A 15896-nucleotide genomic window follows, 5' to 3' on the forward strand; every position below is an offset into this window, starting at 1 on the left:
ATGATGTGTTTCGTTTTTGTTGAAACAAAAACCAAGTGCACTCAGTAACTTTAACAAGGTCCTTATAAGCCCCTATGGGGACTAGGCGGTTCTTGGTCCTTACTAACAATGGATGTTCGATTAGAATGCTCTTCGATATGACCCATAGGAAGTGCTAGGGTGTCCCCAGAACCAAATTGGCAGCTAATTCCGTCTTGGTATATTGCTATTATAGTACCTATGCTACCAGGATTATGGTGACCCACACGGTATTTTAAACGCACCTTATCTCTAATTTCCCACCTATGAGGCCTATCAGATTCCATTTTTTGGAACTTTTGCTTTTGGGTATTCAAAAGGTCGTCGTTCCAGTCCTTTCCAATCGATTTATCGACAATAATCGTAAAAGATAGGTACACAGTACTAATGGTTTCCATGAGTATCTTGAAGGGATGTTCTTCCCCGTTCTTTCGGGGAACGTCCATCATCTTCTTTATATTGAATTTCCACCATATTCTATCTTGGGTTCTTGTCCATTGTAACAATCCTCGCTGTACTAACGCTTGGGTTGTTTCCGTTAAACTGTGTACATGTGTTATTAATTTATTTCTACTACAGTCTGAATAGTTAATGGAGAAGTTAACGTCTCCACGTCGGAACAGTGCTTCTGCCTGAAGATCCCGATTATAAAAATTTAAGAGACTGGCCAATAATTTTATATCGAACTCAAAACCCTTACTATCATTGTCCATGATGGATTTTATGCCCGTCATTTTGGAGCCAAGATAGGGGGCGGTAAGCCGATTGAAAAAATTGAGTTTTTTTGAGTAGACGTTTCCGCTGAAGGAAACATAAAAATATTGAGGGCTTCCATGGAGTTGGTGGTAGGAGAGAAGGTCTACGGCACTTTCCCCTACAACAATCGCAGAGGGATCTTTTATAGGAGTGGAATAAAACAGGAAATGATCCTTCCGGTTGAGCACAAGACGAAACTTTTTCAGCTTATTTGACTCCGAAACTCTATAGGCCTTGTTGAACAATATGTAATTCTGTGGGCTGTCTGCCAAATCGTATTTGGGAAAGGCGATATTAGCTATCTTATGGCCGTTCTTTTTATTGGGATAGGCATTATAGATTCGGTTGCAAAAGTTGACGCTTTTCAGAGTAGCCATGGTAATCCCCCTTTGTTGCAATAGGTAACTGGGATTTTCCAAGGGGGCAATAGTAAAACTCAGTTCCAAAGGTTTGTTTTTGTAGGTAGCCTGTCTCTTCTTTAAGGGGATGCTGACTATTTGTGCACTGGTATTCGCAATTTTTAGCCCTTCTCGTACGGCCTCGTAAAAGTTGTCGCTCCGTTTTAAAAGAAACTTGAAAAAGAGCCCCTTGTCCAGGGAATCGTTTCGGTTGAAATAGGTCACCGGATTGCGGCCTGTATGCAGTACAATTCGGTCTTTGGAATTCAGGAACTCCATGGAATTTGCGCTTTTCTTTATTAAGGCATAGCCACTTCGATGCAGGAACGCAGAAAAGTTAACCTCTAAATTGATTTTTGAGATCAGTGTTTTATAGTGCTGTGGATCGTCTATGTAATTTGGCCCGTTCATGGCAATGTAGATAAAGGCCGACCTAATCCGTAGACCGGCCATTGGTTGAACCTGCAATAAAAAAACTACCCCTTTAAGGTATTGTTGAGCTGATCCTTTTTTGTTTCACCATGTGCCGATAGTTCAGCCTTTTGCTGTTCCAGCGGTTCACAATTTCGATATAGAAATCGTTGACCCTTGGCGTTCCATCGTACCCTATAGGTCAAAGGTCCTTTTTGCGTTTTTTTAATCGTAATCTTAACCTCTTGGCCCTGGTTTAATTTTTCCGATTGGGAAGCGGTCAGCTGTTGGCCCAGCACATACATATTGGCCGAGACGGTAGACTTGGTCCGGATGTTATTTAGTTTTGGCTCAAAATAGGCCAGTTTTTGAAAAGTCTCCCCATCCAAGGAATTTCCTGTGAACAGGACGGTCTTCCCCTCTTGCACCATGGCATGGTATTCCTCCTTAGTGAACTGATACCCATAGGCAATTGCCTCCTCCCATTTTACTGTTTCGGTGCGTTTTACCTGCACGTCCAACTTGGAGCCATAGGTAGGGTGGTAGAGCATTTGGACCATTTTTACGGATTCTTTTAACTTCCCGTCCTTGATGTAGGTGGTCGTTAATAGCGCTTCCTTGCCCTCTACAATGTTCTCCTGGATATTGGAAGCTAATTTCTCGAAACTTATATAGGCCCCTTCCAAGCGTCTTTTGGCATCGGCCACAGCAAATTGTTGGTCCTTGGTCTTTCGAGCTTCCACATGAATGCTGTTTTTTGGCATTTCGAAGGGTGGATGGTTATGGATCTTTATCTTAAAAGTGGTATCGTTTATGGATACGGCTTCGCCCTTTTGCCAAACTTGATTGACATAGACGAAAACTCTTTGAACAGTGTTTTCTACTTGATTTTCCATTTTTGAGTGATTTTAATTGTTACGGAATTTGAATTTGTTACCTTTGAATAACTTTCAGATCAGGAGTGATTTGTGAGTTACGGAATTTGAAGAAAAGAGGGCGGGAGCGTCCTCTTTTCATTTTAAAGCGCTATTCTATATTCTTTCAATGGCACCTCCTTCCTTTCATTGACTTGGTTACACGAATTTTCCCAATCTGCATGCCAGTTCGCAGATCGTGGTTTTAGAATGTCGACCGTTTTGTTCAGGTAGTTTTTGTAATAGGACCAGACAAAAACCTTGATCGCCTGGGATTCTATAGGCAATCGCACCCTAAGGTCGCCATTGTCCTTGGAAACCACAATGCTGAATTTATTGAGCAGGTTTTGGTTGAGGACTTTATTGTATTCCAGCATTCTTTTGGCCAAGGCCTTATTATAACTCCTTATATGATCGTATAGTCGGGTGAAGGATCTATCACTTCCCATGGGAAACCGTACCATAAGCGTACGGTCGGTATGGGTAAGTCGTAGCTCGGAGCCCTGTAGGTAGGTGAGTAATTGCAGGTCCCGTAAATATCCTTCTATCTTGCGTTGTCCCGTGAAACTCAAATACAGTTTATCCACCTTTGTAATCCGCTGTATTTGGAAGAGGATATTGGTCGTCTTGTAATTAAGGGTGCCCAAGGCTAGATAAACCACATTTTCCAATCGGAATTTCTTGTGGAAGGCCAGGGCTTCCTTGGGGTTGCTAAATAGAAATAGACCTTCTATTTTCTTGGGGATATTGGAATACCATAGGGAGTGCCCTATGGCCGACTCTCTATAAGGAACTACTTCCGTTCCCATATCATGGAAGTAACCGCAGATGTCATTCTGCAGATTGAACAATGGAAATAGGGGATCTCTTTCCTCGCTTAGGAATATACGTTCTGTAAAAGGGCCCATATGCGCTATCTGGTAGAGTTCCATTTTTGATGATTCTTCTAGGGGCTTTCGATAGGAATGAAAATGATTGAAATTCATTTCAACCTTTTTTAACTCAGGGTCAGGGTTATTGGCTACGAGGAGCGATTTTATTTTCACCACTTCATCATAGTACTTGGCCACCTTGTCCCAAATCAATTCTTCTTTAGCCCCCTCCATTTTCGATACGTGGGTCGTAATTAGGTCCGAAGCAGAAAGTTTTTCCTGAGGCCGTTGTACCGTATAATAGAAGTATCCCTTCTCCGTGAGGATGATGATACGATGCTTTCCACTCTTTTCAAATAACAGGTAGGTCTCCTCGGAACGGAGGAGTTGGTACCCCAAATATTCGAAAAGCCTGGGGAGGTGTATGAGGGTATCTTTTGTTAACCAATGGTCCATAGGATATAAATTGACTATTAATTTGTATATTATTAGTGTTTTTGCGTATAAATACAAATATATGAAATTTTTCTCTTCGTTTGGATTTTGGAGTAAAAAAGTGGAAGCTAAGGGACTGGAAACCAAGCTGGTTTTCGGAAAAGCAGGGCTGAGATACTTTGTAGTGCTCATGGTCATCAGTCTATTTTATCTTGTTCAGAATGGCCTAGGTAGATCGGATCAACAATTAGAGGATGCCGTGAAAACAATGGAATTATATGAGCTGCGGTTGGAGATGAATTTAAACGATAGCTTAAATACAGGGCAGGGGACAGCAATAGAACGAGAGCGATTGTTGATGGCCATTGAAACGCGCATAGTGGGTTTTCTATATCGAATACCGGATTACTCGTACATAAGCTCTTTGGAAACCTACCTTAAATACCGTCCTAATTTGTTAACGCAATTTCCTGCTGCCGTCCCCTTGGGAAAGGGTAAATATTCCATTTCCAGGGACTATGGATTTCGAATACATCCCATTTCTAAAAACGAGAAAAATCATGTTGGGATCGACTTATCCGCCCCGGATGGAACCACCGTACATGCAACGGCATCCGGTACCATAAAGGAGGTAGTGTATTCCAAAAAGGGGTATGGTACCCACATTATTATATGGCACCGATTTGGCTTTGAGACGCTATATGGACACCTGGAAAAAGTCTTGGTCCATAAAGGAGAGTCGATAGCCCAGCACCAGATCATTGGCACGGTGGGAAGTACAGGAAGTTCTACAGGTCCCCATCTACATTATGAGATTCTGAAAAATAGAGAGAAGATCGATCCGCGACCTTCCTTTGATCTGAAAAAAAAGATCTATGATGAGCTGTTCTTTAGCAACTCCAGAACGGAAGGAGTGGAGTAGGAGTCTTCCATCTATTGATTCTTAGTTTTATAGGCTCCTTTCTCCAGAAACTATGGATCCAAACTGTTATAGATGGGTTCTAATAATACCCTTATTGTTTTATGGGGACAGATTCTATCCCGGTTTTTATTAGTCCGAATATCTTAGTCGGTCGAAGGAATTGCCTATACCTATTAAGTCAATTTTCATGACTATGCCGCAAGTTAATCAAGCCGCCTTTGCCCGGTCCATGTAGAATTTGAAAAAATGGGGTATCCCTCCTGTCGGGGGAACCCACCGCAATTTTTTAAAATCTCCACATGGACTTATCCGCACCGCTGCGCTGCTGTTGATTGTGTTGGCTGCATAATCTTAAAAATTTACTATCATGGAAAAAATTAGAATCGCAACCTTTAAGGATTTTGTTGGAGAATTAACGGCTATTTACAAGAGGACCACCCTACCTATCTTTAAGATAACCGCTTCCTGTGACGTGAGAACTTTTATTTATCCTTACTTCGAGGATATTATGGACGATCACGAGGAAGTGAAGGTCATTCATCTGAACCGAAAAAATCAGGTGGTAAACGTACACCATCTAACCTCCGGAACCGATAGTGGCTGTCTGATCTCGGTAAAAGATGTGCTCAGGCAGGCAGTCCTGATTAAAACACATAGCATAATACTTGTCCATAATCACCCCTCTGGGAACCTAAATCCCTCGGAAGCTGATAAGCAAATTATAACCAAATTGAGGAATGCTTCCAAACTATTGGATATTCCCACGCTGGATAGTATTATCATAACCAGGGAAGGGTATTACTCCTTTGCGGATGAAGGGCTTTTATAGGCCCTTTTTTCTTCCATTATCTCTAATATTCTTGATTGTTTATCTCATGATTTGATTTTTATGCACAGTCTAGGATTTACTTAAAATTGATCGTAATTCAACTTAACAATACTTTAACGTGCGGTTAATTTTATTAACTTGTCGTTTTTTTGATCTAAAAACGTAGTCTTTTAAACAAAATAGTTTAGTTGTCATTTTTTCAATTCTCATCCTTATTTATTTCTAACTAACCGGTAAAATGAGGTGTATATAGCCTGAGCCTACTTTATTATATGAATTAAGGGTTTGTTGATATATAAGAATTGGCAATTAGTTTCGATAGCTATAATATATGGGAAGAAGTCCAAAATAGCTGGTTAACAATGAAGAAAAGAATGTTAGGAAAGTCAAATTTTTCTGAGTATTTAGTTTGGGAAAGAATTAAAACCGGCGACACCAAATCACTAGGTCAGCTTTATGATTATTATGTGGATGATTTGTATTCGCATGGTATGAAAAGAATTTCAGATAAAGGATGGGTAATGGATTGTATCCATGATCTTTTTCTGGACTTATATAAATATAGACTCAAATTATCCGAACCAGACAATATTAGTTATTATCTTCAGAAATCATTGGAACGAAAAATTAACCGGAAATACGGAAGAAAGGAGTCGCCTGTTTCTGTAGATATTCCACTTTTAGATTTTATTCGTGATAAAAATTCGATTCCCTCAATTGAAAGTGAGATAATTATCAATGAACAGGCTTCCAAAAAAAGCAACCGTTTGGCTGTTGCCATGGACTCATTAACCGAAAAACAACAAAAAGGCCTGTATTTGAGGTTTTATCAAGACAAATCTTATGAAGAGATTTCAAAGATCATGAATGTTTCAATTCAGTCTGCTAGAACCATGATTTACAGGGCGCTAACTAGCTTGAGGCAAACCCCTATGTCTGTTTTTCTACTTCTTGAAATATTATTTTTTAAAAATAGTTAGAAAAAGTTGTCTATACATCTACTATTAACTGCTTATATATATAGGGAGGGGTATTCTTATGTGTTTAATTTCCATAAGTTATATCCCCCCTCTGATTGAAATGAAATTATTATGAATATTAAAGAAAATAATAACAAGGAAGATTTCTTATTGTCTAGCAAGGAGAAGAAGGAATTAAAAGGAAAAATATTCCAATCTATTCACAGCCTTGAGAGAAAGAAGAAACGTTTGCGTTTCATGGCCGCTGCTTCTGCTATTATTTTGCTCGGAATAGGAATGTTCTATAATCAATCACCAACAGAATCTATTATAGATTATGTTAATACCTCTGCGTTACTAGAAGAGAATAAGAATGGCAAGGTGATTTTAATAACCGGGGAAGGAAAAGCGGTAAATGTAGAGGGTGTGGACTCCAAGATAACCTATTCGTCAACTGGGGACAAAGTTACTATAGAAGAGGAGCAATCTATTTATCAGAATGCATTAAAAAAGAATGCTGTTGTATACAATACCTTGATGGTACCCTTTGGGAAGAAATCTAAAATTGAATTGTCTGATGGTAGTAAAATTTGGTTGAATTCAGGCTCTCGATTGGTATACCCTGCTGTTTTTAAAGGGGGTAATAGAGAGGTCTATCTGGAGGGGGAGGCCATATTTGAAGTAGTTAGTGACAAGAAGCGTCCTTTTTTGGTGGTTTCGGAGGGACAAAAAATAGAAGTCTTAGGTACTGTATTCAATGTGAGTACTTATAAGAACGATAAAGAAGTTAAGACTACATTAAAAAGCGGTAGCGTAGATATTGAATATCTTAGCCAGAATTTAAAAAAACCTAAAAATAGGCTAAAAATCACCCCTGGGACCCAGGCTACTTACAATAAGGCAGATAAAAGAATAGTGTCAGAAACCGTTAATGTGGATCACTATTTTTCATGGAGAAATAATGAGTTGGTATTTAAAAATGATGCTTTGCAATTTATAATAAGAAAGCTAACAAGACATTATAATGTGGATATTGAAATAAATGCTCCAGAGCTTGCAGAAGAAACCTTTTCGGGAAATTTAGATTTAAAAGAAGATGTTGAAAAGGTATTACGGATTATAGCTAGAACAACAGATATGGAATATACCAAAATATCTGAAAATCAATATGTAATCAACAAAAAAGAACTGCCAATGAAGTAGAGCTATTATCGAAATATTAAGAAAAAGCCAAAAGATGCGCCAACATCTTTTGGCAGTAAAACCAACATTGCCTTGACCGGGCAACATTAACTAACATAAAACAAAATTATGAATAAAAATTTCAGTCGCATTCCACAGCGAGTAAAAAATACTGTGAAATGCGGCATACTTAGCATCATTATGAGGGTTTTTCTATTACTGATAAGTTTGGGCTTGTGCTCTGTTTACGCCAATCCTTCATACTCCCAAGTGAAAATAGACATCAACGTAGAAAAAGTTTCACTAAAAGAACTGATAAAGGAAATTCAGGACAATAGCGAGTATATCTTTTTTTATAAAGATGAAGTATTGAATGAGGAGAAGTTAATATCACTGAATTTTAAAAATTCAGAACTGACTACTATTCTAAATAAAGCATTTTTTAATACAGATATAAGCTATGAAATTGATGGTAGACAGGTTACCATTCACAAAAAACAAAATTCCGACCAGACAAACTCGATCTTAGAGAATTTATCCCAACAAAAGTATGTGGTAACAGGGGTTGTATTGGATGAAACCGGAGCTCCACTTCCTGGAGCTAATATTTTGGAGAAAGGAACCACAAATGGAACGCAAACCGATTTTGATGGGAACTTCACCATTACCCTTACCAGTGAAAAACCTGTATTGATTGCTTCTTATATAGGTTATGCCACAAAAGAAATTGTTGTTGGCTCCAAAACCGAATTTACAATTACTCTAGAAGAATCAGCTGCAGGTTTGGAAGGTGTGGTTGTAGTAGGTTTTGGGAAGCAAAAGGAGGAAAGTGTGGTTAGTGCTGTGAGTACCGTTAAGGGAGCGGATATAAGAATGCCAACTAGGAATTTAACCAATAATATTGCGGGTAGAATTCCTGGGTTGATTGCAATTCAGCGATCGGGAGAACCAGGTTATGATAACTCTGAATTTTGGATACGAGGAGTAAGTTCCTTTGCAGGTGGAACACAGCCCTTGGTATTGGTGGATGGTATCCCCAGGTCTATGAATGATATTGACCCAGATGCTATTGAATCTTTTACCTTGCTAAAGGATGCAGCTGCTACTGCTGTTTATGGTGCAGAAGGAGCTAATGGAGTTATTTTGATTACTTCTAAACGAGGGAAAAATCAGAAGACCGTCATATCTTATAGAGGAGAATATGGAATTTCGGAACCTACACGTTTGCCCGAATTTGTTGGGTCAGTAGATTTTATGCATTCCTATAATGAAGCGCTTATAAATGAAGGGAGAGTTCCATCCTATAGTCAAGAATTAATAGGTAGATATGCTTCAGGCCAAGATCCTTACCTATATCCAGATGTTCAGTGGTTAGATTTATTGAGTAAAACAACCAATAATACTCGACACTTACTAAACTTTAGAGGAGGAGGTGACCGCGCAAAATTCTTTATCTCTAGCTCATTTTACAATGAAAGTGGAATTTTTAAGCAAAACCCCGTTGCAGATTATAACAATAATATTGGGTTGAATAGATATAACTTAAGAAGTAATGTTGATTTTGATGTTACTCCTACCACTTTGCTAACCGTTGACTTGAGTGGTCAATATATGGAAACAAACTTTCCAGGAGTAGGAACTTCACAGATTTTTCAGCGAATGACAATTGCTCCTCCAAATTTGTTTCCCATGGTTTTTCCGGATGGCGTAAACGCTTCACATCCAAGGCCAAGTGGAAATAGAGTAAATCCATATAACTTATTAATGGAGTCCGGGTATGCCAAAGAGTGGAGAACAGGGATTCAATCTAAAGTAGCTATAGAACAAGATTTAGGAATTCTTACCGAAGGGTTAAATGTAAGGGGGGTAGTGAGCTATGATTCCTATTCTCAGTATGGGTCAAGAAGATTAAAGACACCAGCCCAGTTTGTCACGAGAGGTAGGGACGGAAACGGCGAATTAATTTATGATCAAGTAATTAATGAACAGCCGTTTGGTGAGCCTACTGAAAGCAATAGCGGATTTAAGAATATTTATTTGGAATCCTCCATTAACTATAGTAGAGTATTTAATGAAACTCATGACGTAGGTGGAATGGTGCTTTATTATCAAAAAGAGAAACAGCATCACGATCAAGCTTTAGCATTCAGGAAGCAAGCTTATGTTGGTAGAGCTACTTATATGTACGATAGGAAATATTCTCTTGAAGTTAACTTTGGACTTACTGGGAGTGAATCATTTGCTGAAGGGCATCGATTTGGATTTTTCCCTGCTGTTGGTGCCGCTTGGGTAATTGATAAGGAACCATTTTTTAAGGGGAAAATAGAGGATGTTATTTCAGGACTTAAATTGAGGGCGTCTCTTGGTCGGACTGGAAATGATCAGACAGGAGGAGAACGATTCCTATATAGGGGGGCCTTTAACGGGGCGCCTGGTTATCCAATCGGAATTGGAGGTAGCGGCGGTCAAAATGGAATAGGAGGATTAGTAGAAGGTAGATTTGCTTCACCTGCATTGTCATGGGAAATTGAAAATAAAGTTAACTACGGTTTGGATATTGATTTATTTTCTAATAGGATTAACTTATCCGTGAATTATTTCGACAATGAGAGATACAATATCCTTCTACAAAGAAGAACCGTTTCTGCTGCAGCGGGATTTAGACAAGCTCCTTGGCAGAATTTCGGGAAAGTTTCCAATAAAGGTTTTGACGGAAGTTTGAATATTCGAGAAAATTTTAATGACCTATCTGTAGCTGTAAGGGGGAATATAACCTATGCGAAGAACAAGATTATTGAATATGATGAAGTTCCGCAGTTGTATGATTGGATGAACATTACTGGAACAAGCCTTAACATTAATAGCATTTATGTGGCAGAAGGACTTTATGAAGATTCTGATTTTGATATATCTACCGACGTTAATGGTAATAACGTATATGAACTAAAAGAAGGCTTGCCCGTATCTACACTTGGAGCTAACCTTAGACCTGGAGATATTAAATATAAGGATCTAAATAATGATGGCGTTATTAATCAATTTGATCAGTCTCGTGATATCGCCAAACCTTCTGTTCCAGAATTGGTATACGGAGTTGGGTTAAACGTGGACTATAGGAATTTTTATGTGAATGTCTTCTTTCAAGGTGCAGGAAGTGTTTCAACGGTACTGGGAGGTCAAAATGGTCAAGGTTTTTTCCCGTTCGCTTGGGGGGTAGAAGAAACCTCGTTAAGAACAATAGCCATGGACAGATGGAGTCCGGATAATCCTAGCCAGGATGTATTGTTTCCAAGATTAAGAACAAGTAATTTCTACCACAATAGTGTGCCAAGCACATGGTGGTTAAGAGATGCTAGCTTTCTAAGATTGAAAAATGTAGAAATAGGTTGGCAGCTTAATGAAAATTTAGTTGATAGACTTAAAATAAGAAGTGCCAGGTTTTATGTGATGGGTACTAATTTACACGTTTGGGATGATGTTAAATTTTGGGACCCAGAAATTGGAAATGCTAATGCTGGAATGAATTACCCTATACCGAGGAACGTAACATTTGGATTGGATTTAAAATTTTAAAAGACAATGAAAAACTATATAAAATTATTCACCGCATTTTTTGGCGTACTGCTTCTATTCTCCTGTAGCAAAGACTTTTTGAATGTTTCAGATGAACTTGCGGGCGAACAGACAATGGAGGAAATTTTTAATAACCCTTCTCAAGTAAGAGAATTTCATCGAAATATCTTTACAGGGATTCCAAATTCCTCCAACATGATTATCGGTATTGGTGGCCTAGATAACCCTTGGGCAGGAGCTTCGGATGAACTTAAAATGGCGCAAGGTCCTTTGAGGAATACTACTACCAATGGTTATAACCAAGCCAATGCGCCTTTTCATAGATGGAATCTTCTTTATCAATTAATTAGACAGGCTAATTTATTTCTTGAAAACGCTAAAGTGATTCCGCAAAGTGGTTTGGCAGATTATATTGATCAAAATGAACTTGCAGAGCTTAGAGCACAAGCTAGATTTTTACGAGCTTACTATCACTATCTGTTATTTGAGTTGTATGGACCTATTCCAATTATGGATACCAGCATAGATCCATTATCTACTGATTTGGATTTTGCGCGTAATTCGGTGGATGAGGTAGTGACATTTTTAGACCAGGAATTGTTGGAAGTGTCGGATCAGTTGAATTCTATAGAGACAAAAGAGGATTTTCTTGCATTACCTACAAAAGGGGTTGCCTTGGCAGTCAGAGGTAGAATGTGGATGTACGCTGCGAGTCCTCTTTTAAATGGAGGATACGCAGAAGCTTTAGAGATTACGGACATGGATGGAGAGAAGCTATTTCCAGAGAACGATCCCACAAAGTGGCAAAAAGCGTTAGACGCTATGCAAGATTTCATTGATTTTGCCGAAGCTGGCAATTATGAGTTATATAAGGAATATGATGATAACGGAGATTATGATCCTCACGCCTCTTTATATAATCTATTTAGGGGAATCAATAAGGAAGTGATTTGGGCTAATCCCAATGCGAGCTGGGGAGCACTTTGGGGTGAAGGTGTAGATAGAAGAGCAACGCCACGTACAGAAAGAGGTGGTTTTGCAAACATTGCGGTCACTCAAGAGTTGGTAGATGACTTTTTTATGATAGATGGATTAACTATAGAAGACTCTCCGCTATATAGTGAAGAGGGGATTTCAGGGCCTGGAGAAGACCTTTCTGGACAAGCTGGGGAAGGTATATATAAGATGTGGATCAATAGGGAGCCGCGTTTTTATCAAACGGTATTTTATCAAAATAGAAACTGGCATATAAGTAATAATTCTATTCAATTTTTTAGTGGTAGTGGAAATGGAAATACTTCCGCCGACTATCCATGGTCGGGCTATTTGTTATATAAACGCATAAGTCGGGAAATATATAACTCTGGTAGCAATCCGCAATCAGAATATCGCCCATCATTTATATTTAGATTGGCAGAGTTTCAATTATTATTTGCCGAAGCCCTCAATGAGGTAAATCCGTCAGATCCTAGAGTTATTGAGTATGTTGATAAAGTGAGAGACCGTGCAGGTATTCCTAAACTGATAGATGTGAAGGCCAATATTGTTGGAGATCAAGATAAACAACGTGAAGCCATTCAAAGAGAAATGAGGGTTGAGTTGGCAACAGAAGGTCAGCGGTATTTTGATGTGCGAAGATGGATGATTGCAGATAACCAAGTTGGTGAAGGAGGCCAGGGGGGAACCTTTTATGGCATGAATATGAATGCCTCGGATGAAATGAGTTTTTATAAGAGAACCCCTTACGAGACCAGAGCATGGGATAAAGCAATGTATTTATACCCTATCCCTCTTGATGAAATTCAGAAGAGCGAAAAACTAATCCAAAACCCTGGATGGTAGTCGTTTAAATTAGAATGAATTAAAAAAATAAAAAATGAAAAAATATACTATAGTGCTTCAAACCTTAATGTTATTAATGGCATTTCTGCATCTAGGATGTGAAGAAGAGGAATTGGCTAGTTTTAATCAAAATGGAATATTTATATCTCCAAATTTTGGGGAGACTGAAGATTTTAATATTCTATTTATGGATTTTCCATCCGAAAAAGAGATTTCCATAGCCTTATATAAAGAAGCGAAGGAGGATATTGATGTGGAAATAGCTTATAGCAAGGAGTTAATCGATACGTTCAATGAAAATAACGGTACAGACTATGCGCCTTTCCCTGCAGAGAATCTAACTTTTAGTGGTACTACAGCGAAGATTAAAAAGAATGAAAAATCTTCTGACACTTTAAAAATTAGTATTAGTACCCCAGGATTGGATCAAGATCAAATTTATTTATTACCGGTCGAAATAAAGAAGGTTAGTAGTGATAAAATTGAACTTAACAAGGCAATGAACGTAAAGTACTTCGTTTTAAAGAGCGGATTACCTCCTAATATAGCTTTAGGTAAATTAACAACTCAATCTAGCACAATCGCTGGGGGGGTTAGTTCTAGAGCTGTAGACGGTAATACTAGTGGACAGTGGGGAGATGGATCTGTTACGCATACTGGGGGTAGTGGTGAGGAATGGTTGCAGGTTGATTTAGGTAATATTTCTCCATTTATCCAAGAGATAAAATTATTCAATAGACAAGATTGCTGTGGAGATAGATTGGTTGATTTTTATGTGTTCGTTTCAGACGATCCTTTTGAATCAGATTCTGTAGCTGATATTTTATTGCAAGATGATGTCTATAGCTTTTTTCATGAAGGAGTAGCCGGTTATGAAACAGCAATTCCAGTAAGTAGGACAGGTAGATATATTAGGGTACAATTAACAGGTACAACCAATTTATCTTTAGCCGAAGTACAGGTTTTTGGAATTGAATAGTTGCAATAGTTACGATTTCATCGGACAGTTGAAAGTTTTTCGAGGCATTTTGACTTTTGGATTAATTTTGGTTTAGGGGCTCGTTTGGGCCCCAGACCATTCCAGTCGTAAGGGAGGTTATTTCTAAGAGGTTGGTCTTCATCAACGCCTATCTCCGCTTTAGCTGCCTCTGATAAAATTACTATTATATCGGATTGTAAATTCAATATTTTTTCATCAGCCAAATATTTGCTGGAATAGCTCTTAACAACTCCTTTTCAATTAGGAGTATCAAACTGAAGGGATGTAAATCAAGCCCCTATTACTAAATCCAGAGCCTCGTCCAAGTCTTTGTTGATGAAATTCTGCTGATATTCTATGGTGGTCTTAATGTCGGAATGATTATATAGTTTCTGAAGCACCTGTAGCGGAATTCGGTCCCCTGAGATATTGCCAAAGGAATGACGAGCAACGTGCATGGTAAGTTTTTTGGTGATATCAGCCCTATGGGCAATTTGTCGCAAGCATCTGTTGAGTTTTTTGTTTCCTATTTTAGTCAATCTCAGGATATCCTTTGGGTCATTAGTAGCACTTTTTAATTCGGGAAATATATAATCTTTTTCTGAAGTTTTGTTCGGGTGGTACTCATCCAATATTTTTTGAAGCTTGTTGTGAATTTTAAGCGATAGGTTTTTATGATTTTTGCTCATCGTATAATATATTCGCTCTCCCTGTACGTTTGCCCATTTCATTTTAAGGGCATCAGCAACTCGCATTCCTGCAAGGTAAAAACTAAAAAGAAACACATTTCGTGCGTGGTGCTGCTTGGGGTCATCGGAAAGGTCCAGGGTTTCCAAAATTGTAATTTCCTCCGCGGTTAAGCCAATCTTTATGGATTTTGGGATTCTAATCTTTATTTTGCCTTCGGAATTACCAAAAGGATAAAGATCCTTGGAAATCAAGTTTTGGTGGGTCGCTCTATTGTATAAGGTTCTGATAAAAATCAGGTTATTGACGATGGTTCTTTCTCCAATGTTGTTTTTACTGCTTCGTAAATAAGATATGAAACCTCGTAGGAATTGTGGTGTTATAGCTTCGAAGGTTAAGTTCTTGGCCTTTGGATATCTCTTAATCCTATTGAGTAGGGGACGTTCTGCATTGATTCTGGAATACTTTTTATTTCGTCCCAGTTCTTGAAAGTAAAATTCTGTAAATTCGTAAAAGGAGTGGCTTTTGTGTTTACCTGATATGGTTCTTTTAATGTCGGCAATTTGGATATTATTGTTGCTTTCAGTCTCAATTTCCAATAAAGATTTATTAGCTTCTATAATTTTGGAAGCGATGAAATTGTTTAAGCGTTTGGAGTTGGGGTGACTTTTTTTAACTTGACTCGTTACTTCATCCCAGTCATGAGGTTTGATTTTTTGGCCCGTATGTATATAAGTGGATTTTCTATTTTTGGTAATCCGGATGGCAATTGTACACTCACCTGCTTTGTTTTTTCTTTTCCAAAGTAATGCCTTAACGGTTGCCATTTGTTCTTTACAATTTAGTTAAAGATACAAAAAAGTGGTAAAACAATGTTAAAACAATTGGCGGTTTTATATGGTTTTATATGGTCTAATATGGTTTTTGAAATTTTGTAAAACACTGAAATACAGCCATATAAGTGTTTTTAGGGTCATGTATTTGAAAACTTAGGATCTAGTGCCGCGAGGTGTGAGAGTTCGAGTCTCTCCGCCTGCACAAAGGGAAAGCCGACTTTTAAGAGTCGGCTTTTTTCGTTGTGTGCCGTGCATGGTAATTCGCTAGGTGGTGAAAGTCCAC

Annotated in this window: 11 protein-coding genes; 7 read left to right on the forward strand and 4 right to left on the reverse strand. The window is 38.4% G+C overall.

Annotated features, from left to right (window positions below):
* Positions 1–62 precede the first annotated feature (62 nt).
* The 3 genes from BV214_RS14435 to BV214_RS14445 form a co-directional block, all read right to left on the reverse strand.
* Positions 63–1640, reverse strand: coding sequence for a toprim domain-containing protein (locus tag BV214_RS14435; RefSeq protein ID WP_140157771.1), 1578 nt, complete (start codon positions 1638–1640; stop codon positions 63–65).
* A gap of 8 nt (positions 1641–1648) precedes the next feature.
* Positions 1649–2479, reverse strand: a complete 831-nt coding sequence (locus BV214_RS14440) for a hypothetical protein (protein WP_086478219.1) — start codon at positions 2477–2479, stop codon at positions 1649–1651.
* 122 nt (positions 2480–2601) lie between these two features.
* A complete protein-coding gene (locus BV214_RS14445) occupies positions 2602–3825 on the reverse strand; it encodes a hypothetical protein (RefSeq protein WP_140157772.1) in 1224 nt (407 codons plus the stop codon).
* Positions 3826–3886: 61 nt separating this feature from the next.
* On the opposite strand from BV214_RS14445, the gene BV214_RS14450 reads away from it, so the two are divergent.
* The 7 genes from BV214_RS14450 (at position 3887) to BV214_RS14480 (ending at position 14090) form a co-directional block, all read left to right on the forward strand.
* Positions 3887–4726, forward strand: coding sequence for a M23 family metallopeptidase (locus tag BV214_RS14450; protein ID WP_176328529.1), 840 nt, complete (start codon positions 3887–3889; stop codon positions 4724–4726).
* Between the two features lie 367 nt (positions 4727–5093).
* Positions 5094–5555, forward strand: a complete 462-nt coding sequence (locus BV214_RS14455) for a JAB domain-containing protein (RefSeq protein ID WP_086478222.1) — start codon at positions 5094–5096, stop codon at positions 5553–5555.
* A gap of 362 nt (positions 5556–5917) precedes the next feature.
* Positions 5918–6535 carry an RNA polymerase sigma factor gene (locus BV214_RS14460; RefSeq protein ID WP_140157773.1) on the forward strand — a complete coding sequence of 206 codons (618 nt, stop codon included), beginning with the start codon at positions 5918–5920 and terminating at the stop codon, positions 6533–6535.
* A gap of 111 nt (positions 6536–6646) precedes the next feature.
* Positions 6647–7717: a FecR family protein gene (locus tag BV214_RS14465; protein WP_086478224.1), complete on the forward strand. Its 1071-nt coding sequence runs from the start codon at positions 6647–6649 to the stop codon at positions 7715–7717.
* Between the two features lie 108 nt (positions 7718–7825).
* A complete protein-coding gene (locus BV214_RS14470) occupies positions 7826–11269 on the forward strand; it encodes a TonB-dependent receptor (RefSeq protein ID WP_217868793.1) in 3444 nt (1147 codons plus the stop codon).
* 6 nt (positions 11270–11275) lie between these two features.
* A complete protein-coding gene (locus BV214_RS14475) occupies positions 11276–13111 on the forward strand; it encodes a RagB/SusD family nutrient uptake outer membrane protein (RefSeq protein ID WP_086478225.1) in 1836 nt (611 codons plus the stop codon).
* A 34-nt stretch (positions 13112–13145) separates the two neighbouring features.
* Positions 13146–14090 (forward strand): BT_3987 domain-containing protein, encoded by a 945-nt coding sequence (locus BV214_RS14480; RefSeq protein WP_086478226.1) that lies wholly within the window; start codon positions 13146–13148, stop codon positions 14088–14090.
* Between the two features lie 290 nt (positions 14091–14380).
* Here BV214_RS14480 and BV214_RS14490 read toward each other — a convergent pair whose 3' ends face one another.
* Positions 14381–15604, reverse strand: coding sequence for a site-specific integrase (locus BV214_RS14490; protein WP_086478228.1), 1224 nt, complete (start codon positions 15602–15604; stop codon positions 14381–14383).
* Between the last annotated feature and the right edge of the window lie 292 nt (positions 15605–15896).

It is taken from the genome of Arenibacter amylolyticus (genome assembly GCF_002150785.1).
Lineage (GTDB): Bacteria > Bacteroidota > Bacteroidia > Flavobacteriales > Flavobacteriaceae > Arenibacter > Arenibacter amylolyticus.